Raw genomic sequence first — 23,345 nt, 5'->3', positions numbered from 1 at the left:
GATTATTCTCTCCCTACTCGAGTGAAGTCATCACGCTGCGCATTTGCTCTGCGCTGATCCATGATATTTCCATTGTTACTGCTGCGCGTTTGGTTGCTATTTGCCGCACCGCTGCTGTTGCCAGGCAAACGCAGTGGGGTTGCGCTGCTGCTATTATTACTTTGCGTATTTTCACTGCCTTGTCCACGCAGCATCTGATCCAACGGCAGTACCATCAGGTTACTCCCCTTGTCGTTGACCAGCACTTTACGGGTATGGCTCAGCACGCGCTCCATCGTTTCAATATACAAACGCTCGCGGGTAATTTCCGGTGCAGCTTTGTATTCCGGTAATACTCTGGCAAAACGGGCAACTTCACCCTGAGCTTCCAGAACAGTACGGGTTTTATAAGCGCGAGATTCTTCCAGAATACGTTGCGCCTGACCGTTGGCACGCGGCTGCACTTCGTTCGCGTACGCTTCTGCTTCACGAATATATTGCTGTTCGTTTTCACGTGCGGCAATCGCATCATCAAACGCGGCCTTAACTTCTTCCGGTGGACGCGCGGTCTGGAAGTTGACGTCCAGCAGCGTGATCCCCATGTTGTACGGACGAACGGTTTCTTCCAGTACTCTCTGGGTATCCGTACGCACAATGGTACGGCCTTCCGTCAAAATTTTGTCCATCGTGTACTTACCAATAACGCCACGCAGCGCACTGTCAGTTGCCTGACGCAGGCTGTCATCAGCATTGGTTACGCTGAACAGATATTGCTCAGGCTGTGTGACACGATACTGCACGTTCATTTCAACGCGCACGACGTTTTCATCCGATGTCAACATCACACCCGATGTCGCCAGTTCGCGTACCGATTCAACGTTCACCGCGCGAACAGAATCGATAAAGGTCGGTTTCCAGTTAAGACCTGGCCCAACCAAATGGCTGAACTTACCAAAGCGCGTTACGACACCGCGTTCCGCTTCTTTAATGGTATAGAAACCAGTAGCAGCCCAGATGACAACCGCGGCGACGGCAGCGATACCGACGATCCGGCCACCCAATGCTGGGCCGCCAGAATTTCCGCTGTTGCTTGAGCCAGAATCTTTTCCGCCACCCAGATCGCTGAGCTTTTTGCTCAGTTTACGGAAGATGTCGTCCAGATCCGGCGGCCCCTGATCTCGGCCACCTTTATTATTATTTCCGCCAGAGTTGCCGCCATTATTGCTGCTGCTCCCCCACGGGTCGCGGTCTTGTCCGTTATTACCGGGCTGATTCCACGCCATGTTTTAGCTCCATTCTTTATGATAGGTGTTCTTCAGGTTCAATATCCCAGAGTCCGTCAGACTATTTCGCCGTTCAGACTGTTTTTGCCAGTCAGGCAATATAGTCCATCAGTTCCTGCTCTTTTTTGCAGAGGCGGCGCCAGTCAGCAATCGGCATACGAATAACCAGACCAATTTGCCCATCCTCTTCAATCCATTCTTTTTCTATTGCCTGAAGCTGGTAAAAACGACTACGCAAGCGTCCTGCCTGCGGGGGAAGGTGCAAGGTATATTGTGCGATTTCCCCGGAAAGCCGCTCAGTCAATGCCTGAAATAGCAACGCAATACCGTCACCAGTCTGTGCTGAAAGCCAGACCCGTACCGGTAGATTCTCTTCGTTGCGATCGATACGCGGAACAAAATCATCCAGCATATCAATCTTGTTCATTACCAACAGCGCAGGTATTTCATCCGCCTCGATTTCCGCCAGTACGTCATTAACCGCTTCAATATTCTCGTCAAGACGAGGGTCGGCGGCATCAACAACGTGCAACAGCAGTGAGGCCTGACGTGTTTCCTGTAATGTAGCTTTAAACGCAGCCACCAAATCGTGGGGTAACTGCCGGATAAAACCTACGGTATCCGCCAGCACTGTATCACCGACATCATCCACCTCAATGCGGCGCAATGTTGGATCCAGTGTGGCAAATAACTGATCGGCAGCATAGACGCCCGCCGATGTAATCTTATTAAACAGCGTGGATTTACCCGCGTTGGTATAGCCCACCAGCGAAACGGTGGGAACATCGGCGCGAACCCGTGACCGGCGCCCCTGTTCACGCTGTTTTTCTACCCGCTCAAGACGCGACAGTATCTGACTGATACGGTTACGCAATAAACGACGGTCAGTTTCAAGCTGGGTTTCACCCGGGCCCCGTAAACCGATACCGCCTTTCTGGCGTTCAAGGTGCGTCCAACCGCGAACCAGTCGGGTCGCAAGGTGGCGCAGCTGTGCCAGTTCTACCTGTAATTTCCCCTCGTGAGTACGCGCACGCTGGGCAAAAATATCTAAAATCAATCCGGTACGATCGATCACACGGCACTCGCACAAACGCTCTAGATTACGTTCTTGAGCTGGCGTCAGGGCATGATCAAACAGCACGACAAACGCGCCGGTTTCTTTTACTACCTGAGCAATTTCTTCGGCTTTACCTTCCCCGACAAAATACTTGGGGTGAGGAGCCTTACGGCTACCAGTAACAACCTGCAAAGATTCAATACCGGCAGAAGAAACCAGAGATTCAAACTCCAGCAGATCGTCAGTATCTCTATCTTGCGAGAAAAAAATATGAACTAATATGGCCCGTTCACCTGATTCATAACGGTCAAACAAGCGAGTAACCTCTTAAACGAGCAAAAAACACCACAGCGAAGGAGCCGAGCGATGCGTCCAGCTCTCCCACGCCGTGGTGAATTGACAATACGCCTTATTCGGCGTCATCAGCATCCTGCGACTGCTGCTGAGCAGTCGTGTTACTACCGTGATAGTTGTTGCTGCCGCCAGGATTGTTGCTATGGTGAGAGACTGGGCGAGAAGGAACAACTGTAGAGATGGCATGCTTATAAACCATCTGACTTACCGTGTTTTTCAACAAAATCACGAACTGATCGAAAGATTCGATCTGACCTTGCAGCTTAATACCGTTCACCAAATAAATCGAAACCGGAACACGTTCACGACGCAAAGCGTTCAAGAACGGATCTTGCAAAGATTGCCCCTTAGCCATTCTATATTTTCCTTATTTGTATGTTGTTTGTAACAAAGAACCCTATGGCTCTAAAATAACGGTGTAAAAAACTTGCACGCTGAGACTCACCGATTGTACACAATCACCCAACCTATGCACTAACAACCTCGATTACCTTGTCCAGTGCTTCAGTCGGTTTTTCGCTATCCAGCCAGCACACATCATCCCAACCGCGTAGCCAGGTCATTTGCCGCTTCGCTAGCTGACGCGTCGCACAAATTCCCCGATAAACCATTTCATCGTAATCAATTTCACCGGATAAATATGACCACATCTGGCGATAACCAACGCAGCGAATAGAGGGCATATCCGTATGAAGGTCGTGCCGGTCAAACAATGTCCGGGCTTCCGTCTCAAAACCCGCCGCCAACATCTGGTGAAAACGCTGTTCAATTCGCTGATGCAACAATTCACGTGTCGCCGGGGCGATAGCAAACTGATGAACCTGATAGGGCAGCGCGTCGCCAGACGTTTTTGTCAGTTCAGTTAAAGTGTTACCTGAAACGAAAAAAACTTCCAGTGCTCGCGAGAGTCTCTGCGGATCATTTGGATGAATCCGAATTGCTGCTACCGGATCGATCTCACTAAGCTGCCGATGCATCGCTTCCCAGCCGATTTCTTTTGCCTGTTCTTCAATGCGTTGTCGCACTGCGGCATCGGCTGATGGCAGAGGAGAAAGCCCCTCAAGCAGCGCCTTGAAATACAGCATCGTTCCCCCTACCAGCAGAGGAATGCGCCCGGCAGCGGTAATATCCGCCATTTCGCGTAGTGCATCACGGCGAAAATCAGCCGCAGAATAGGACTCTGTCGGATCGAGAATGTCGATTAACCGATGCGGTGCCTGTGCCAGCTCTTCCGCACTCGGTTTCGCCGTCCCAATATCCATATTTTTATAGATGAGGGCGGAATCTACGCTAATCAACTCTACTGGCAAATATTCTCGTAGCGACATCGCCAATGCCGTTTTTCCTGACGCCGTTGGCCCCATGATAAAAATGGCAGGTGGCAACGGCGCGTTTTCTACATCACTCATGCTTTAAAGCCTGGATGGCATCATGGATGTCCATCATATATAAAAGTTCAGACGGCGGCGTTTTCGCCAGTTGCGGACAAAGCCGCTCGACATCCGCCAGTAATTGTATGGCCTGAGAATGGCTCCAGTTTTCCTGTTCGCTCTGCAATCGCATTGCCATCCACGATGCCAATGCGCTAGGCTCCACCTGCTGTGTCTTAACCGTCTGATAGTTAGCCAGATAGCCTATCAGTTCGGAGATCAAGTTTTGTAAATTTTGTTGGCGCAATGGTAAAGGTACGGCACGCAATGTGGCACGTTGTGACTCAACCAATACATCAATACCAAAACGCGTCAGCAAATCATGGTGGGCAGACAAGACGTTCAATTCGGATTTACTCAACGTCAGGCGCTGAGGGATCAGTAACGGCTGCGCTCGCAGCCCCTCATCGGAGGGTGTCAACTGCACGACTTTCAGATAGCGCTCGGCAACAGGAAGCGACAGCATCGCCAGCCCCTTATGGTACTCCAACAGCGCGTAGCACGGTGGATAAACCGTCAGTATTCGTCCAAAACCATTTGATTGGCTTTCCAGCGGTGACTCAGCTGGCGCGCGTTGCTTATTATTGTTGGCTGCGGTGTCCGGTGCGGTGCGATTCGAGGACGCGTCATGCACTACCGTGGAGGGTACCACTACGTCCGATGACATCACGCTATTCGACGGTACGGAAACCTGCTCGCCAGACGGCGGTGGTGTATTTGTTCCGTTATCCGTCGGTTGCAGCAGCGCCTTATACAGATCGCCCTGCTTTTTCTGATACGGATTCTCCGGCTGGTAGCCAGAATAGGCAGATTCTCGCGCCTGACCGGAATGACCTGTGCGTGGAGCTTTCCCGCCATACGACGGCGAATTATCGGTACGCGACGGCTGAGCAAAATGGTTTTCACCTGCGGCAGGACGATTTTCCTGCTGCCATTGCACGGGCTTGCCTGTCTCCGGCTCTGTCATACCAAGCCCCGGTGCAGAAGCCTGCTGTAGAACGGACATCACAGCCTGATAGATAAAGTCATGCACCAACCGCGCCTGATGGAACCGCACCTCATGCTTGGCGGGATGCACATTCACATCAACCTGATGCGGGTCGATCTCCAGATACAAAACATAAGCGGGCTGCTGATCGTCGCTAAGCTGATCCTGATAAGCCTGTCGGATAGCATGATTAATGAGCCGATCACGCATCATGCGCTGATTCACATAGCAATACTGCATATCAGGCAGCTGTTTTGCACCGACCGGATCGGCGACCCAGCCATGAATGGTGAGATCGCCATGTTGCCATGACACCGCGAGCGCATGCTGTAAGAAGGTCGCTCCGCAAATGCTGCCCAAACGGCGTTCATATTGGCTTTTATCTGGTGCGGCACGATACTGCCGTATCAGCTTACCGTTATGATGTAGCGTGATGGCGACATCAAAACGTGCCAGTGCAATGCGGCGTACGACCTCATCAATATGGGTGAATTCGGTTTTCTCCGTGCGCATAAATTTACGGCGGGCGGGCGTGTTGTAAAACAGATCCAACACTTCCAGCGTGGTGCCCACAGGATGAGCGGCTGGTTTGACCGTCACCGCCATATCGCGCCCTTCGGCGTAGGCCTGCCAGGCCTCGGATTGTTCGGCAGTGCGTGATGTCAGAGTTAAACGGGAGACAGAGCTGATACTCGCCAGCGCTTCGCCGCGAAATCCCATGCTAACAATCGCTTCCAGATCGTCGAGCGTAGCTATTTTACTGGTCGCATGACGCGCCAGCGCCAGCGTTAACTCATCCTTTCCGATGCCCGAGCCATTGTCACGAATGCGGATCAGCTTCGCACCGCCGCGTTCTATGTCGATATCAATTCGGGTCGCCCCTGCATCCAGACTGTTTTCCACCAGTTCCTTCACGACCGAAGCCGGGCGCTCAACCACTTCTCCGGCGGCAATCTGGTTAGCCAACTGCGGTGGCAGCACCTGAATCGGCATGGCGTATCCCTCTTACTATCCTCAATCTATCGACATCGCCAGCATGAAGCATCAGGCGGACGGTATAATTAGCGTTTGCCCCAGTTGTACCGAACCAGAGCGCATATTATTCGCCTGTTGGATCTCTTTCATACTGACACCGTAACGCGCAGCAATCGCACTCAGGCTATCACCCTTTACAACCTTATGCTTCACTGGTACTGCCTTTTTGGGCGTGGGCGTTGATGCCGTCTGCTTCGTTCCTGTTGCAGGAATATTCAAACGCTGTCCAACCCAGACGATGTCTTTATTTAACTTATTCACCTCACGCATAGCCGCGAGACTGACACCATAACGTCGGGCAATGGAGGAAAGCGTTTCGCCACGTGCGACAGTATGACGCGTATTGCCAGTACTCGCTTTCGCCGTCGTTACGCTGCTGCCCGATGTCGCTGTATCATTTGCCGCCGACTGTAGTGGGCGGCTTTCCTGCTTTGGGAGAGATTGCATCGGGTGCGTTTGGAAGTACCCCCTCAGCCCTTGATAAATCGCATTGGCGATTTTTTCCTGATAGTCGTTACTCCCCAACAGCCGCTCTTCCGAAACATTGGTGATAAACCCGGTTTCCACCAGCAGAGAAGGGATATCTGGCGAGCGCAACACACCCAGGCTGGCGTGCTCAGGACGTCGTTTATGCAGCCCCCCGACGCGCTGAAGCTCACGCAGCACCTTGGTCGCGACGTCATACCCGACGCGCTGGGAATGGCCAAATTGCAGATCTAGCACCGCCTGGCTGAGGTAAGGATCCGCGCTGCTGTTCGCCAGCAAATCGCCCGCTCCGCCCAACAGTTCAGACTGTTTCTCGTGCTGTTCCAGCCAGTTTGCCATTTCACTGTTCGCCCGTCGGTTGGACAGCACCCACACAGACGCGCCTTTGGCATTACGGTTCGGCGCAGCATCCGCGTGAATCGACACTAACAGATTCGCGCCCTGCTTACGTGCCACATCAGAACGCCCCATAACGGAGATAAAGTAGTCACCGTCGCGCGTTAATACGCCTTTAAAAGCCGGATCGTTATTCAGTAAAGTTTGTAACTTACGAGCGATAGAAATGGTGACATTTTTCTCACGCAGCCCGTTCGTGCCAATCGCACCAGGATCTTGTCCCCCGTGGCCGGCATCAATCGCTACAACGACCCGTTCATTCCCCTGCCGGGCAGGCACTCGGGTCGATGACGAACTGCTGTTTACGACAACAGTGGGTTTGTTAGTAAACGGATTTTTTGCAGGTTCTGCTGGCGCACTATTTTGCTGCCGTGCAGCAGGAGCCGTGGAAGCGGCTTGCACCGTTTTCGCTTTATCACCAGTGATGGTGAAAACAACAACGTATCCAGCCCCCTCTTTTTGCGTAACCGCTCGAGTCTTGGCCGCCTGAGTCAAATCCAGCACCAAACGCAGGCTTTGTGCGTCCTGCGCGTTGCTGGTTCGCACACGTTTAATCAGATTTTGCCCGCTGAAATCCAACGGCACCCCCTGAATGACGCCACTCTGACGAATATCAATGACCACTCTGGCCGGGTTACTGAGTGGGAAGAAAGCATAAATAGGCTGACCGCTAAAGCTCAGGCGCACCGTGGCCTGACCCGACGCATTGTCTACCTTAATATCTGACAGGTTGGCAGCCCACGCCGACCCTGCCAGCAACAGCCATACGCCAATGAACAGCTTAACCATACGACTCATCATGATTCTGTTGTTCCTGGCTGAAGAGAAAAACGTTGTAACATTGCATCTCCCGCCGCAGAGACAGCGGACAATTCTGCCTGTCGGCCCTGATCCTGATAACGCAAATGCAGTTCGATATCCGCATCGGGCAGCACACCAGCCCCCTGCTGCGGCCATTCAATCAGACAAATGGCATCTTGCGTCAGATAATCGCGGATCCCCATAAACTCCAACTCTTCTGGATCGGCCAGTCGATAGAGATCAAAGTGATAGACAGCCAGTGGCGATAACGCATAAGGCTCTACCAGCGTATACGTGGGGCTTTTGACGTTGCCCTGATGGCCACGCGCCTGTAGGAACCCACGACTAAACGTCGTTTTCCCCGCGCCGAGATCGCCATAAAGATGGATAACACAAGCACCGTCACAGGCTTTCGCCAGCGCCGTGCCTAATGAAATGGTTGCTGCCTCATCCGGCAGAAGTAAGACTATTTTTTTCATTCTACTGTTCTAAAAATATCTATTGTTCTAAAAATATCGGCTCTGGAAACACCCGCTCGGGATTCACATAGCGGAACAACACAGGCAGTAAATCGGTTGCCAGCATACCTCGGGTACCGCGCTGTGCCGCCAGCCAGTCGGCCGCCGCACCGTGTACGACACATCCAGCACAGGCAGCATCATACAGCGGGAGCTTTTGCGCCAGCAAACCGCCAACGATACCTGACAGCACATCACCCATGCCACCGGTCGCCATACCGGGGTTTCCCACATCAGCAATAGCGACCTCTGCTTGCCCGCTGGCAATCACGGTTCCTGCACCTTTTAATACGACAACACCGCCATAGCGTTTTACCAACTTTGTCGCCGCAAGTAAGCGATCACTTTCAATATCAGACACGCTGCAATTCAATAAACGTGCCGCCTCACCAGGGTGAGGTGTCAGCACGCGATTCTGCCGCTTATGCGGATTGATTGCCAGCAGGTTAAGTGCATCTGCATCCCATAACATCGGTTTGTTACAATTCTCTGCCAGGCGCAGCGCATTTTTAGCCCATTCATCCTGCCCTAAACCAGGCCCAATCACCACAACATCAGCCCATTCCAGTCCCTGTCGCAACGTATCTGTCGTCAATTCTTGCACCATCAATTCCGGTCGAGCCGTCAGAAATGCCGATTGATACTGCTTGTGAGTAAGTACTCGCACTAAGCCTGCACCGCTATGTAAAGCCGCATCGGCAGCCATCAATGCCGCACCACCTAAACCCGAGTTTCCCCCCACCACCAGCAGCCTACCGTTATCGCCTTTATGTTGTCCGGCTGGACGAGGCGCCAACCATTCGGGAAGTTGCGCTGCGCTCAACCGACGTATCGGCGCAGTTTGGCCTTTCAACCACGTTTGCAACCCTAGCGAGGAATAATGGAGTTTCCCAACTTGCTCACGGGCACGACCAGTCAGTAGCCCCGGTTTCAGCGCGATAAACGTCACCGTCTGCGCCGCGCAGATCGCTACGCCAGCACAGGCGCCAGTTTCAGCATGTAAGCCAGAGGGAATATCCAGTGAAATAATAGGAGCGGGATAGGCATTCGCCTGCATCATTAACGTGGCATAAGGTGGGCGTGGTACAGAGGAAAGGCCGGTACCCAATAGACCATCAATAATGAGATCGATCCCTTCTGGCCACGGCGTATCAACATCATCCTGCGCACTAACGTCTTCAACACGACCGCCCTGATCCAGCCAGCGCTTCCGAGCAAGACGGGCGTCATCAGGCAGCGGCCTATCGCTGGCGCAGGCAACAACATCTACCTCAATACCCGCCGCCAGCGCTAAACTAGCAACCACATATCCATCGCCGCCATTATTGCCGTGTCCCGCCAGCACCCGCCAGCGTCGGGTGGAGGGATAGCAGTGACGAGCAATCTCAAATGCTGCTTCTCCCGCACGCTGCATGAGCTCCCACAGAGAAAGCCCTGATTCACGAGCCGCTCTCCCCTCTTCATGGCGCACCCAGTCGGCATAAAACACCGAATCAGGTAAGCTGGCTTCTGCCGTATCCAGACGATAAGGCTCACTGGCGTTATGCATGTTGTTCTCCATCAATGGCATGGAACATGCATTTCAAGTTAGCAAGGTCTGCCGCGGTTCGCCAGAGAGAACGGGCAGACGATTAAGGCGTATTAGCGAGAAATTTCAGGCAGCGAGGCAAAGAACTGTTCGATCCGCTTTATCGAGTATTGCAGCGTTTGTTCACTAAAAGCGCTTTTTAATACATCAAGCACACCCGACATAAAACCAGATGGGGCAGATAAATCGATATTGGCAAATGGATTGCTTATTTCTGCGAGCTTAATCTCATTAACCTGCCGGACGGCATTATTCTGATACTCACGCCCCCATTCAGGATGGGTAATCGCAGCAGTACTGACGAAGTTAATAAATTCCTCTAACCCTTTTACGACGTCGCCGGACTCCATCGCTTCCCGATAGCCTTCATAGCGCTTCGGTTCTTTTTCCTTCATGATTTCTCCCCAGTCCACCTTATATTCGGTCGTTCCGGGTATATATGAAGGCGGGGTGTAATAAGAGATATTACCTTTTTCATCCGTCGTACGCGTCTGCGAAATCGCGGCGATTTGCTTCATCGTATCCAGAAAGGATGATTTCTGATCGTCATTAATATAATGTTCGGCGAGATAAGCAGCCTGAGAAAGCCCCAACGCTAGCGAAGCTTGACGCGACTCCCCACTTACCACTGAGCTATTCATGAAATTTTCATCGATAATACGATAGACCGCCTGAGACACCTGCTCGGGCTGTCCAGCTAATGTCTGTGATAATGCATTATCGATATCAGAAGAGAAAAAACGGCGGGCAGGCGGCGATGTGATATCGTCTTGTAACTGTTTCCGCCCTTCCTGACTGATTTGCACCTGTTCAAAAGTCGCCTTCTCCGATGGCTCAACGGTGACCATCTGTGCAACCTGCCGCTGGTTAACATCAATACGAATATCTATGTCTTTATTTACAATACGATAAGCAGAAAGCGATACGGTTTCCATATCATATTCCCAGAGTTTTATTATTGGATATAGCGTGGATGTTTTTCTATTATCGGTATTAGACGCAACAACCTTATGGTTTCTCTATCCTCCCTACTAATACCGTGAACTGCGCGTCTCAGAGATATTCTGACTTTATGGTAAAATCAGATAATACGGTGCATTTTTACGGTTTCTCATGTCATACCCCTACGATCTCAATGAATTAGCGCAACACATCAAGCAATGGGGACAAGCATTGGGATTCCAGCAGGTCGGCATCTGCGACACCGATCTGTCCGCAGAAGAACCACGGCTTCAGGCCTGGCTGGATAAGCAATACCACGGAGAAATGGATTGGATGGCGCGCCATGGCATGCTGCGGGCACGTCCGCATGAACTATTGCCCGGCACACTCCGCGTCATCAGCGTACGTATGAATTACCTGCCCGCCAAAGCGGCATTCGCGAGTACGTTAAAGAATCCAGAGCTCGGCTACGTTAGCCGTTATGCACTGGGCCGCGATTACCACAAACTATTACGTCAGCGTCTAAAGAAGCTTGGCGATCAGATTCAGGAATACTGTGGTGAATTGAATTTTCGCCCATTCGTCGATTCCGCTCCCATTATGGAGCGTCCTTTGGCTGCAAAAGCCGGGCTTGGCTGGGTTGGTAAACACTCACTAATATTGAACAGAGAAGCGGGTTCCTGGTTCTTTCTCGGTGAACTGCTCATCGATCTACCTCTGCCCGTCGATCGGCCACAGGAAGAACAGTGTGGTCGCTGCGTCGCCTGCATGACGACCTGCCCAACCGGCGCGATTGTCGCCCCTTATACCGTCGATGCCCGCCGCTGCATTTCCTACCTGACTATCGAATTGGAAGGTCCGATTCCCGAAGAGTTTCGTCCGCTGATGGGCAACCGCATCTATGGCTGCGATGATTGTCAGCTGATTTGTCCGTGGAACCGGTTTTCACAGCTCACCGACGAAGCTGATTTCAGCCCGCGTGCTGCGCTGCATACGCCGGAGCTTCTGGCATTGTTTGGCTGGAATGAAGAGAAATTTTTGCGGATTACGGAAGGATCTCCGATCAGACGCATCGGCCATCTCCGTTGGCTGCGCAATATCGCCGTCGCACTGGGGAATGCTCCCTATCAGGATAGTATCGTGCTGGCACTGCAAACCCGTCTGGGTGAAAGCGAACTGTTGGACGAACACATCCACTGGGCGATTCACCAGCAGTTGGAGCGCCGCGCGTCACTGGCAATTGACGTCCAATCCACGCAAAAAAAACGACTTATTCGTGCAGTAGAGAAAGGATTACCGCGCGATGCGTGAGCCACTCAAACGGTTGTCATCAGTTTGTCGTACGTGCTGTGAATAAATAAAAAAACCGTTGCCAATCAACTGTCACAAAAAATACAAGTGATCGTCATAACGTTTTATAAGTGAAATTTATAGATAGATATCAATAAGATAGCTTACTGTGTTTTATCAACAACATAGCGTGATTAATAAATAACCAGCGAACAGCCTGTGGATAAGTCTGTTAAGAAGAATATGATTTTTTGTATTAACTGATAAAAAATGGTGTGAATTGAGGCAGTGCTAACGCTCGAAATACGGTGCTGTGTAAAGCGTAAAAAATGGGGCACAACATAGAGCGGCAAGCATTATGAATTTCTTATTGTCCCTTGGCAAGGGCTGAGCTCTAATTTTTACAACCAAACGGAAAATTTTAAGACGAAAAAACGCGACGATACCTCTTTTATGAGATATCGCCGCGCGGAAAGTAAAGATTGTCGTCAGAACAACAGGAGAAAGGCGAATGTGTGCCACTCTCCTATAGGCAGATATTACGCACGAGTTCTGATTAGGTAATCAAATGCGCTCAATGACGCTTTTGCTCCTTCACCCGTCGCAATAATAATCTGTTTGTACGGCACCGTCGTACAGTCACCAGCAGCAAAGACACCTTTCACGCTGGTTTCACACTTGGCATCGATCTCAATCTCACCGATGCGGTTTCTGGCTACGGTACCTTCCAACCAGTGAGTGTTAGGCAACAGGCCGATTTGCACGAAGATCCCTTCCAGCGGTAAATCGTGTACCGTATCGGTAATACGATCTTTGTAGCTCAGGCCTGTTACTTTCTGTCCATCACCTTTCACTTCTGTGGTCTGCGCATTCAGAATGATGTCAACGTTCGGCAGGCTGCGTACCTTCTCCTGCAATACCGAATCCGCTTTCAGTTCCGGTGCGAACTCAAGCAGCGTGACATGTTTCACCACGCCAGCCAGATCGATAGCTGCTTCTACACCGGAGTTTCCTCCGCCAATCACTGCGACGTGTTTGCCTTTAAACAGCGGGCCATCGCAGTGTGGGCAGTACGTTACACCACGCGTACGATACTGATCTTCGCCGGGGACATTCATGTTTCTCCAGCGTGCGCCAGTCGCAATGATCACGCTACGTGCTTTCAGCGTCGCGCCGGATACGGTGATCACCTGATGCGGTTTACCCGGTTCGCCGCCGGGAATTAAGGCTTCGGCACTCTGCGCGTCGATGACATCGACATCGTAGTCGTCAACATGGCTCTTCAACGCCGTTGCCAGTTTGGCACCTTCCGTTTTAGGAACGGAAATGTAGTTTTCGATATCGACGGTATCCAGCACCTGACCGCCAAAGCGTTCACCGACCAAGCCCGTGCGGATGCCTTTACGCGCCGAATAGACCGCCGCTGCCGCGCCTGCCGGGCCGCTACCGATGATTAACACATCATAAACGTCACGCTGGTTCAGCTTCTCAACTTGTTTAGCGCCCGCTCCGGTATCGATTTTAGTCACAATCTCAGCGAGGCTCGTCCGCCCTTGACTAAAGTGTTCGCCGTTCAGGAAAACGGTGGGGACACCCATGACATTGCGGCTTTGAATCTCATCCTGGAACACGCCGCCGTCAATCGCGGTATGGGTGATATTTGGATTCAGAACCGCCATTAAATTCAGCGCCTGCACCACATCCGGGCAGTTGTGGCAGGACAGCGAGTAATACGTTTCAAAATGGAACGAACCGTCAAGATTACGGATTTGATCGAGTAATTCTTTCGCTTCTTTCGACGGATGTCCGCCCACCTGCAATAACGCCAGAATCAGGGAGGTAAATTCGTGCCCCATCGGCGCACCGGCAAAACGCGGACCGCTCTGGGAGCCTGGATTAGTAATCAAAAAAGAAGGCTTACGTGCTAGCTGGCCATTCTTTTCAACCAATGTATTATTTTCAATAAAGTTTACCTGATTAGACAACTCGGCGATCTCGGTCAGCAAGGTTCTGACTTCAGCAGATTTAGCGGAATCATCCAGAGTCGCAATTAACTCAACAGGTTTGGTTAATTTTTCCAGATAGGCTTTCAACTGGACTTTCATCGTATTGTCGAGCATCGGTCGTCCTTAATTAGGTAAATTGGTACAAAGGCAAAATCATGCAGGGTGCAGGCCCGAAAAGAAGCCGGGCCATAAAATTCGGGTGCATTGCACCCGACAAAAACAGCCATGTTTTCCACGGCTATGTTTTCCGAGGTGTTAGCTTAGATTTTGCCAACCAGATCCAGAGACGGGGCCAGCGTAGCCTCGCCTTCTTTCCACTTGGCTGGGCACACTTCGCCTGGGTGAGAAGCAACGTACTGAGCCGCTTTCACTTTGCGCAGCAGGTCAGATGCATCGCGACCAATACCTTCAGCCGTGATTTCTACCGCCTGGATGATGCCCTGTGGGTCAACGATGAACGTACCGCGGTCGGCCAGACCTTCGGCTTCACGCATGTTTTCAAAGTTACGCGTCAGTTGGCCTGTTGGGTCACCGATCATGGTGTATTTGATTTTGCCAATCGTTTCAGAGCTGCTGTGCCACGCTTTGTGCGTGAAGTGGGTGTCGGTAGAAACAGAGTAGATTTCCACGCCACGTTCTTGGAATTCGTCGTAGTAGTCAGCGACATCACCCAGTTCGGTCGGGCAAACAAACGTAAAGTCAGCCGGATAGAAGAAGAACACGCTCCATTTGCCTTCGATGTTCTTCTCAGTCACTTCGATGAATTGACCGTCTTTGAAAGCCATGTTTTTGAATGGTTTAACTTGGGTATTGATTACTGACATCACTTTATCCTCATGTGTTTTCGCATGTGGCTAAAGTACAGAAATGTGATCGCTATCACCAATCCGTTGTCTTTATCGAATCAATAAGTAATACCTAACTTGACACCGAGTCAGGGATACGTGATTTCCATATTCTGATCTCCGATTCTGATTGTCTTAAAGCGTGGCGTAACAACCTCACCCGTCAAATCAATAGCAAAGAAGCAGGCAAGCTTCTTCTATTGGTTTGAAAACAAGGTAGACGAACGGGTTACGCTAAGATTCAATTCATTCAAAATATCCGCGTTAAATTGTTAGCATTAAATATAATTCAATGGAAATTATTTTTAAATAAAACATCACTAAAATAAAATAATAATAAGCTCAGTAAAATAGCGAATTTAATATATCAATACGAATCACAAATCTATTTAGACATAACCACAAAGAACTAAAGTTATTTCATTAAAATGCCGATTTTATATAAATACCCATATCGCGGTTTGTCTGAGTCTTATGGCTACAGCGCGCAGATGCTGTATTCCGCCCTATGGCATGAGTAAGGATAGATAAAAGACTGTAGCCTCAGATGAAAATACATGGAGTTTTTGAAGTGAACACAAAGAAAATATTCTTATCTTCTATTGTTGCAACAGCACTGTTGGCATCCGTTGCTGCTAATGCAGGCCCGAAATTCAATGTGACATTTAAGAACTTAGGCTCGGCCTCTGCTCCAGCCGCAATATTCTCACCGACGACAGCGGCAGAAGTATTCTCACAAGCGAACGCCTCCCCCACACCATTGGCTTCGGTCTTTGGTGGGCAATCAAATGCTTATACAATCTCTAGCCCATACAACGACGTAAGTTCAATGCACGTTCGCTACAAGATTGGAACGAAAGTCTGTCAATTTGATATGACCTATACTGTGAAATATGTTCTGGGGAATAAAATCCCACAATGGACGAAGAGCACAACACCAAGTAACGGTGCTCGATGCGATCTGCGAGTCACTTATGCCAATGTCACAACTTATGATTCAGATGTTGAAATCACAATGAGATAAAGCCGCTCGCGTGAAACATTTACATGAGTAAATTGGATAAGCCACCTTTTAGCGTGGCTTATCCTTCAGATATCAGACTGCTACCTGGAAACCTGAAGATGATTAATCTAAATAACCTTCCCGCCACCAAAGGCATTGATGTTAAAGACACTGCGAAAACAAACTCATCTGCGGTAACAGGCAACACCCCGAATAAAACGACGTCATCCGTATCCTCTAGTGAATCAGTAGAAAAAGATAAAAGCAGCGTATCTTCTCTGGCAAGACAACTAAGCGATGCAGCAACACGTGCAGAAGCGAGGGATAGCAGCAATAACCGAGGCAAACTGGCATCGTACGCACATTCGGTCATTGAGGAGTTGGCTGGTAGCAGCTATGAAAGCCGCCGAAAAGCGCTGGCTGAAGAATTACCTGATACTGACGATCCACAGTTACTTGCTCGTGCAAAGCAAGCTAATGATTTCGCTAATGGCCGCGGCTCAAACCCCTTCAAAGGACTATCTCGCGATCAACTCTCACTCATTATTTATGACGACGGCAATACCTTTACCGTCAACGAGCGTAGGGCGGCATTACATGAATCAAACGAAATAGAAAGCGCCTGGAGCCATAAAGTCGTCGCGCAAAGCAAGCAAGAATGGAATCAAGGGGAATTTAAACAAACAGAATTCTTCAAACTCGTTCTGAAACACTACGAAGGCTTACCGTTAATCGAACAGGTACAGGCTCCCGCCAACTACGAGTCTCGGCTCAAACACCTGATAGAGATGGATTACAACTTTGTGACCGGTGAGTCAGGAAAAAATACCAACTCGCTGAGCAGCATGCTCGATTTACTTTTGCCACGTAACGCCCAATTAGACGGTAACACGATGACAACGGAAAATGCTAAATAACGAGTCCCCTTGCTGATAATTTTCGAGGAGGGTATTCAGGGGATACCGATAGCAACCCTGTGCTTATTTCCTGAACACCCACTTCTGACGCAAAAAATAGAAACCGACAGACTCACATTACCGTTCTCACAATTACCGCTTCTGGCAACGGGTCATGCGCCTTAGCAGATAATTAGGGAATCAGCACTTCACCGGCTTCCAGTCCATAGATTTCCACACCCTGCGCCACCGATTTCCCCAGTGTCACATTGATTCTCTTTGGCAGGACATCAGCACCTGAACGATAAATGACATAGGTATCGCCATTATCACTGGTATGTACAGCCTGTGCAGGCACAGCGATACCTTGCGCATTACGATAGACAATAATAGCCAGCCGTGCGCTCATACCCAGCCGAATGTTTTGCTTTAAGTCCGCCAGCGGGGTATCAAGCGACACCACCACATCATAGTAAGCACCGCTGCCTGATATATCAGCAGCATTAGCCTGCATATCAATCGCGGCAACCTTTCCCGTGAGCGTTTGTCCGGCAAAACCATCTCCGCTCACGTTAACCGCCATTCCTTCTTGCAATTGATGCAGGTCAGTCTCTTCTACCCGAGTCGCCACCTGAAAGTGGTCCTGTGCAATGACGCCAAACAGCGGCGCGCCTTGGCTAACCAGCAAACCGGGCTGGATGACCACAGGCTTACCGTTGTCCGGTGTCGCCGGACGCACCACAAAACCGCTAAACGGAGCCTTGATGGTCTGTCGTTCAACCTGAGCAGCCAGCGTCTGATAGCGTACCTGTGCGTTGGTTAACTCCATCTCCGCAATCTTGCGATCTTCGCCATTCCCACGCGCCAGTACCGTTCGCAGATCCTCTTGCGCCGCGACCAAATCTTGCTCCTGCGAACGACTTTGCTGCTTTAATGTATCAACTTCCATACGCGCGACGATGCCACGTTCAAACAGCGCCTGTGTATCCCGCAGATTGGCTTGCGTATTGCTAAAAGTAGATCGAGCTGAGCTTACTGCACGTCGCGCACGTGATACCTCAGCGCTTTGCTCCCACTGCCTAAGCGATTGCACCTCACGCTGCGTCTTGAGCACTTCAGCCTGCGCCTGACGTAACTGAATCTCAATTTGCCCAGGCTCCAAAACTAGTAACGTTTGCCCTTGCTCGACACGTTGCCCCTCACGCACCAACACTTCACGGATAACACCTTCAAAAGGAGCTGCCAGCGTTGTCTGCGTCGCAGCCTGGATTCGTCCAACCAACCCTAATTGATTCTCCAGTAACTGCTTCTGGACGGGCAGCCATTGTCCCTGAGAAACGTTTTTCTGCTCACCCGAACGCCCTACCAGCAGCCAAATAAGCACACTAAACGTCGCGATCAGCGACAATACAATAAGGTGATGCCGACGCAGGCGAGACAGAAAGTCATACCTAATCATTGAGTGCAATATCCCAGCTTTGTAATGTGGTGCCCAGCGTCTCATCCAATTCAGCCTGCGCATTGAGATAGCTGATAAGAGCATTAAGACGAGCGTTTTCAGCGTTGCGTAAATCGTTCTCGAAACTCAGCACTTGAAAGTTACTGGAACGCCCAACCGTGAGCTTTTCTCGTTCAATTTCCAGCTTACGGCGTGATAAATCGCGCGCTCGTTGGGAGATCTCAAACTGCCGCCAGCGCGTACCAATATCACGCACCGCATTGGTGACATCACGCTCAAGCTGCTGCCTGACGTCATCCAACTGAATGTGCTGATTACGTACATTAACTCGCGCTTGTACCTCAGCCTGACGCGTACTCAAATCACCGATAGGGATCTCCACCTGAACGCCGACATAATTCTCCCAGGTTCGCGAGGTGCTGCTCTGTGCTGCGCGGTCACGCACCTGACTCGCGCCCCCAATCAACGACACATCCCACAGGCGATCATTACGTGCCACCGCCAGCCCGAGCGCCGCCTGCTCGTTAGCGATGATTTGCGCCAGATAGGCGGGCCGCGATGATTCAGCTTGTTGTAACGCCTGTGCAGCGTTGACATCAACGCGCTGTGCTTGCATGGATTCCGTTGCCACAATTAGAGAATTTAAATCCAATGCCAGTAGTTGCAGCAATGCAAGGCGCGCCATGTCCAGCTGGTTTCTGGCTTCTTCATACGCCAGTTCCTGCGTGGCCACTTCAGCCTCAGTCTGCACGATTTCAAATTCAGCCATACGGCCTGCGGCAATCATCGCACGGTTGACGTCGACCAGTTGTCGCGCACGCGCTAATGCATCACGAGCGATTTGCAGTTGTTCTTGCGATCGGAGCAGTTCCCGATAGGCGGCAATAATCTGCGTAATGGTCTGCGAAACGGTGGATTTTAGCGCAAGGCGATTCAGTTGCTCAATCAGCTGTGCAATACGAAACGGCGCAGTAGTGACGTCTTTACCGGCCCCGCGCAGCAAAGGTTGAATAACAGTGATATTGGCACCATCGTTGCGCGACAATCCGGCGCTATCAGCCAGCGTGTGGCGGTAGGTCCAGCCAAGGCTAAAACGGGTGCCATAAGGCGTGAGCAATGTCGATGTCGGCGTCAGATTGCCCTGCCGATAACGATCGCTTTGATTACGATTGGAAAGATAGCTGCCCGTCAGTGACAGTTTGGGAGTAAAACGATCTTCCGCAACACGAAGATCAAATTTCTGCGCGATACGATCCAGATAGGCGCTGCGGATCGCACGATTGTCACGTAAACCAAGATAAATGGCATCGCTCAGTGTGAGATCGATTGTTTGTGCATTCAGCGATGTGACTACTGCTGGCTGCCCCTGTCGCGTCGCCTGAGAAGGATTCAAAGACGTTTCTGCATATCCTTCACGAGCAGAAAACAAAATAAGTAAACACAGGATAGATTTACGCATCGCGTAGCGCCTGTACGGGTTCGAGCCGAGCCGCCGTCATCGCAGGATTAAGCCCAAAAAACAGGCCGATCGCCAGTGAACTGCCAATACCAAGGGGGAGTGACAATGCCGAGAGCGAAAACGCTGACCAATCTGAAAAAAAGACAAACAGCCACGCCGCTACGACGCCACACACCGCCCCAATCAGGGCTCCGCAAGCGGAAAGAACAATGGCCTCCAGTAAGAACAGCCCGGCAATATCGCGCGGTCGCGCGCCCAACGCCATACGAACACCGATTTCACGACGCCGTTCAGACACATTCATGACCATGACGTTCATCACCCCAACTCCGCCTACCAGCAGAGAAATCCCTCCCAGTCCGGCCAACAACCATGAAAACATCCGTGACTGCTGCGCCATTCCTTCCAGCAACTGCTGTGGGATTTGCACATCGATATCCAACTTCGGCATCAGAGGCGCCAAATAATCCTTTAACCGTGAGCCGGTTTGCATCAGCGTGCTGCTGCTGCTGCGGGCAATCACACTGACGATCTGTGGTGTTGGCATGACACGGCGCATACCAGAGATAGGCATCAGGATAGAGTCATCCACGGAGACAGGAACCAGAGGATTGTGTCCCTGCGGTTGCAGGGTTCCCACAATCTCAAACAAATATTCGCCAACCTGCACGCGCTCGCCTAAAGTCGCCACGCCGCCTTGCGATGCCCATTGCGCTGCAACATTCGCACCCAGTACGATGTATGTACTTTGCTCATCGAAATCACTCAGGTAGCGGCCTTGCGCGAGCTTCAACCCTAATACTTCAGACAATTCAGCCCTACTGCCCACAACCATGGTGCTCAGTGAACGGCCACGTAATCGCGCCTCAGTAGAAGTAACAATTAACGCAGTTGCCGCCTTAATATCAGGCAGATTTCGTCGCAAAGCGGGAATATCCAGGTCAGCAGGAGCCGAACCGTTAATATGACTTCCTACTCGATTCTGAACGGTGGCGACCAGAAGATCGCTGCCCATTCCTCTGAATACGCCCAAGGCTTCAGTTTCCGCGTTATGGCCAACGTTGAGCAAAGCGACAACAGAACCGCACCCTACGGCGATCCCCAGCAGAGCCAGAACCGCCCGCCGCCCCAGAAGAATAAGGCTGTTCAACGGCTCAAGTAGACGCTGTTGCAGTGAAGGGCCATAGTGACATCGCTGCGCCTGACAATCTTCCATTCGTAAACGAGGATCAGGCATGATTCACCTCATAGACTCGACCATCTTGCACCTGAATACGCCGAGCCATACGACAGGCCATGCCTTCGTCATGCGTCACCATCACGAGTGTCGTACCCTGTTCGCGGTTCAATATCAGCAATAGTGTGATGATGTCATCAGCCGTTTGGCTATCAAGGTTGCCAGTCGGTTCATCCGCGAGAAGAAGTGCTGGTTCCCCGACCAGTGCGCGTGCAATCGCTACCCGCTGACGTTGGCCGCCAGACAAGTCGGCTGGCCGATGGTGACTTCGCTCAGCAAGGCCGACACGCGCCAACTGTACTTGCGCGGCTTGCCGAGCGGCCTGCCGAGACGCGCCGCGATAGGTCAAGGGAAGTGCGACGTTATCCAACGCATCCAGACGCGGCAGCAAATTAAAACTTTGGAAGACGAAACCAATGATCTGATTGCGCATGATGGCGCGTTCATCGGCATTTGCCTTGGCCATATCTTTCCCGGCAAGCAATAACCGCCCGGAAACGGGCTGATCGAGTAAACCGATAATATTGAGCAAAGTACTTTTGCCAGAACCCGATGCACCAACGATAGCGCAGCTTTGCCCAGCAGGAATGGACAGTGAAATATCATGAAGCACCGATTGAGAAGAAGCACCGGTACTGTAGGTGTGTGAAATACCTTGTAAACAGATCAGATTCGTTACTCTTTCATTAGACATCCTTGCCTCTTATTGATCCCCTAGAGCATCACATGAACCGAATTATCCTACTGTTTGTGCTTTAGGAAAAGCCGCCTAAGGTGCTTTCTCCGTCATTGGCCAGTTTCCAGACCATAACGGCATCGTCAATCGATGCAAGCGCCAAATAAAGATGGCAATGCCTCTAATGACTTAACGACCATGACAGCAGAAGACTTTAATCGTTTTAATGTGACGATAGCCAAAGTGTTGGCACACCGGTTTCAGAAGGTTAATGATGATGTTTAACAGAAATACCATTTAGCTATGGAAAATATCGGCGTTTAATGAGGTTAAACGAAATAGCAGACAGTGATAAAGCCGGATGTCAGAGTAAGAAAGGGAGAGTAATGAAGAGGATGAAGAATTTTGGAGCGGGAAACGAGATAGTCATTTCTCACTCAATCGGCTGATTCAACAAGGATTTTCGGTACACCTTGTTTGTTTGCTGGCTATATTGTGTACTAGGTTGGGGACGTTGGCAAGGTGTCTCTGACCTGCTCCCCATTGATGAATACATCTGTGATGTTAGCGCATCGGCTTTTCGCACTGAATCTGTTCGCGAGATAGCTCCTTGTCAGCTACGAGCGAAAACCGAACGTTGCGATAATATCTACTAAATACGAAAAGTTCAGCTTGTGAATATAAGCAGCATTTTTTACAAATTTAAATCTATATCTTCAGGATGCTTTATTGGATTTTTGTTTCTAATATCAATAATGACCTTGGCTAATTCCTTATAAGTCTCAGGTATCTGAGACACTGAAAGCATCATGTTTTCAGCCAATTTTATTTTATTTATAGAATCAGGACGTCCACCATTGAATGAAATGAATTGTGCTAATTGAGATAACCACGACTTGGTTGTATTAAATGTTTTTTCAAAGTCATTACGTCTTGATAAAAAAGAATTAGCTATGACATTTTTCTGAAAACAAGCTGCTAAAAAGCAATCTTTAGGAAAACTTTCTTCAAATGCTCCTCCTAAAGAGCCATCACGATAACAAACCATAGGTCTAAATGGTATTTTAAAGTATGTTATCAATGGTGTATTTATTTTATTTATTTTCTTTCCTTCATGATCATCATCATATGTTACTATTATTGGTCGATCATGGCTCAATGTTTTATTTAGAAGTCTTATGGCATGTTTTAAATTACCTACCCCATTGTAATTAGCAATTACAATGCCAAGTTTATCAAAATCTATGCCACATTTTTCAAGTAAGGGTTGAAAAACAAGTTCTTCGCACTCACCTTCGACAAAAACATAAATACACTGTTTTTTTGCTTCATTCTTCATTACTTCTTGAAAGAGAAGCTCATTTAACATTTCGTCGTATTGGATGTCCTCCATTGTTGTTCCCACTAACTGACTCCTCTGAGAGTTAATCCCACTCGCTATTGAAAACCGAAAATACTGCGAAAAATGTATCCTACAGAGCCTAAATATTACCATGCCCCAAATCAATTAACATCTGAATTGACCAGCCCCCTAAGGCGTTCGCAATGTCCGCTTCTGGCAGGAGCGGACAAGCTAACTGAGCTAAAGGTCCGTTGTGAGCGAAAGCGGACGTTACA

The 23,345-nt window shown here is 50.2% G+C and carries 19 protein-coding genes; 3 read left to right on the top strand and 16 right to left on the bottom strand.

What is annotated here, in order from left to right:
* Positions 1–2: 2 nt before the first annotated feature.
* The 9 genes from hflK to CLR69_RS15365 all read right to left on the bottom strand — a co-directional run bounded on the left by hflK (position 3) and on the right by CLR69_RS15365 (position 10,850).
* The gene (gene hflK / locus CLR69_RS15405) at positions 3–1,262 is read right to left on the bottom strand and encodes an FtsH protease activity modulator HflK (protein ID WP_129712276.1); all 1,260 of its coding nucleotides are present in this window, start codon (positions 1,260–1,262) and stop codon (positions 3–5) included.
* Positions 1,263–1,353: 91 nt separating this feature from the next.
* Entirely contained in the window at positions 1,354–2,634 is a 1,281-nt protein-coding gene (gene hflX, locus CLR69_RS15400; protein WP_129706951.1) for a ribosome rescue GTPase HflX, read from the bottom strand.
* A 94-nt stretch (positions 2,635–2,728) separates the two neighbouring features.
* Positions 2,729–3,028, bottom strand: a complete 300-nt coding sequence (gene hfq / locus CLR69_RS15395) for an RNA chaperone Hfq (protein WP_005973057.1) — start codon at positions 3,026–3,028, stop codon at positions 2,729–2,731.
* A gap of 112 nt (positions 3,029–3,140) precedes the next feature.
* Positions 3,141–4,082 carry a tRNA (adenosine(37)-N6)-dimethylallyltransferase MiaA gene (gene miaA / locus CLR69_RS15390; protein ID WP_129712277.1) on the bottom strand — a complete coding sequence of 314 codons (942 nt, stop codon included), beginning with the start codon at positions 4,080–4,082 and terminating at the stop codon, positions 3,141–3,143.
* On the bottom strand, positions 4,075–6,084 hold the full coding sequence (mutL, locus tag CLR69_RS15385) for a DNA mismatch repair endonuclease MutL (protein ID WP_129712278.1): 2,010 nt from the start codon (positions 6,082–6,084) through the stop codon (positions 4,075–4,077). Before mutL ends, miaA begins: the two co-directional genes overlap by 8 nt.
* Positions 6,085–6,135: 51 nt before the next feature.
* The gene (amiB, locus tag CLR69_RS15380) at positions 6,136–7,809 is read right to left on the bottom strand and encodes an N-acetylmuramoyl-L-alanine amidase AmiB (protein ID WP_129712279.1); all 1,674 of its coding nucleotides are present in this window, start codon (positions 7,807–7,809) and stop codon (positions 6,136–6,138) included.
* The gene (gene tsaE, locus CLR69_RS15375; RefSeq protein ID WP_095700697.1) at positions 7,806–8,288 is read right to left on the bottom strand and encodes a tRNA (adenosine(37)-N6)-threonylcarbamoyltransferase complex ATPase subunit type 1 TsaE; all 483 of its coding nucleotides are present in this window, start codon (positions 8,286–8,288) and stop codon (positions 7,806–7,808) included. Before tsaE ends, amiB begins: the two co-directional genes overlap by 4 nt.
* Positions 8,289–8,307: 19 nt before the next feature.
* Positions 8,308–9,876 (bottom strand): bifunctional ADP-dependent NAD(P)H-hydrate dehydratase/NAD(P)H-hydrate epimerase, encoded by a 1,569-nt coding sequence (gene nnr, locus CLR69_RS15370; protein ID WP_129712280.1) that lies wholly within the window; start codon positions 9,874–9,876, stop codon positions 8,308–8,310.
* 92 nt (positions 9,877–9,968) lie between these two features.
* The gene (locus CLR69_RS15365) at positions 9,969–10,850 is read right to left on the bottom strand and encodes a hypothetical protein (protein WP_129712281.1); all 882 of its coding nucleotides are present in this window, start codon (positions 10,848–10,850) and stop codon (positions 9,969–9,971) included.
* A 178-nt stretch (positions 10,851–11,028) separates the two neighbouring features.
* Between CLR69_RS15365 and queG the strand changes: the two genes are divergently transcribed.
* The gene (queG, locus tag CLR69_RS15360; RefSeq protein ID WP_129712282.1) at positions 11,029–12,168 is read left to right on the top strand and encodes a tRNA epoxyqueuosine(34) reductase QueG; all 1,140 of its coding nucleotides are present in this window, start codon (positions 11,029–11,031) and stop codon (positions 12,166–12,168) included.
* Between the two features lie 518 nt (positions 12,169–12,686).
* Here the strand turns inward: queG and ahpF are convergent.
* Both ahpF and ahpC read right to left on the bottom strand, forming a co-directional pair.
* A complete protein-coding gene (ahpF, locus tag CLR69_RS15355) occupies positions 12,687–14,267 on the bottom strand; it encodes an alkyl hydroperoxide reductase subunit F (RefSeq protein WP_129712283.1) in 1,581 nt (526 codons plus the stop codon).
* A gap of 146 nt (positions 14,268–14,413) precedes the next feature.
* A complete protein-coding gene (gene ahpC / locus CLR69_RS15350; protein ID WP_010295460.1) occupies positions 14,414–14,977 on the bottom strand; it encodes an alkyl hydroperoxide reductase subunit C in 564 nt (187 codons plus the stop codon).
* Positions 14,978–15,569: 592 nt separating this feature from the next.
* On the opposite strand from ahpC, the gene CLR69_RS15345 reads away from it, so the two are divergent.
* Together CLR69_RS15345 and CLR69_RS15340 are read left to right on the top strand one after the other, a co-directional pair.
* Positions 15,570–16,022 (top strand): hypothetical protein, encoded by a 453-nt coding sequence (locus CLR69_RS15345; RefSeq protein ID WP_242451647.1) that lies wholly within the window; start codon positions 15,570–15,572, stop codon positions 16,020–16,022.
* Between the two features lie 98 nt (positions 16,023–16,120).
* Positions 16,121–16,918, top strand: a complete 798-nt coding sequence (locus CLR69_RS15340; protein ID WP_129712284.1) for a hypothetical protein — start codon at positions 16,121–16,123, stop codon at positions 16,916–16,918.
* 172 nt (positions 16,919–17,090) lie between these two features.
* Here CLR69_RS15340 and CLR69_RS15335 read toward each other — a convergent pair whose 3' ends face one another.
* From CLR69_RS15335 to CLR69_RS15315, 5 genes are all read right to left on the bottom strand, one after another.
* A complete protein-coding gene (locus tag CLR69_RS15335; protein WP_129712285.1) occupies positions 17,091–18,356 on the bottom strand; it encodes an efflux RND transporter periplasmic adaptor subunit in 1,266 nt (421 codons plus the stop codon).
* Positions 18,349–19,815 (bottom strand): TolC family protein, encoded by a 1,467-nt coding sequence (locus CLR69_RS15330; RefSeq protein WP_129712286.1) that lies wholly within the window; start codon positions 19,813–19,815, stop codon positions 18,349–18,351. The genes CLR69_RS15335 and CLR69_RS15330 overlap by 8 nt, the downstream gene beginning before the upstream one ends.
* Complete coding sequence (locus CLR69_RS15325) at positions 19,808–21,052, bottom strand: ABC transporter permease (protein ID WP_129712287.1); 1,245 nt, start codon at positions 21,050–21,052, stop codon at positions 19,808–19,810. Before CLR69_RS15325 ends, CLR69_RS15330 begins: the two co-directional genes overlap by 8 nt.
* Positions 21,045–21,746 (bottom strand): ABC transporter ATP-binding protein, encoded by a 702-nt coding sequence (locus CLR69_RS15320; protein WP_129712288.1) that lies wholly within the window; start codon positions 21,744–21,746, stop codon positions 21,045–21,047. Before CLR69_RS15320 ends, CLR69_RS15325 begins: the two co-directional genes overlap by 8 nt.
* 676 nt (positions 21,747–22,422) lie before the next feature.
* Positions 22,423–23,133: a TOPRIM nucleotidyl transferase/hydrolase domain-containing protein gene (locus CLR69_RS15315; protein ID WP_242451646.1), complete on the bottom strand. Its 711-nt coding sequence runs from the start codon at positions 23,131–23,133 to the stop codon at positions 22,423–22,425.
* Between the last annotated feature and the right edge of the window lie 212 nt (positions 23,134–23,345).

The organism is Pectobacterium zantedeschiae (assembly GCF_004137795.1).
GTDB lineage: Bacteria > Pseudomonadota > Gammaproteobacteria > Enterobacterales > Enterobacteriaceae > Pectobacterium > Pectobacterium zantedeschiae.
The sequence above is the reverse complement of the archived record's forward strand: the minus strand, read 5'-3'. Positions and strand labels throughout refer to the sequence as shown.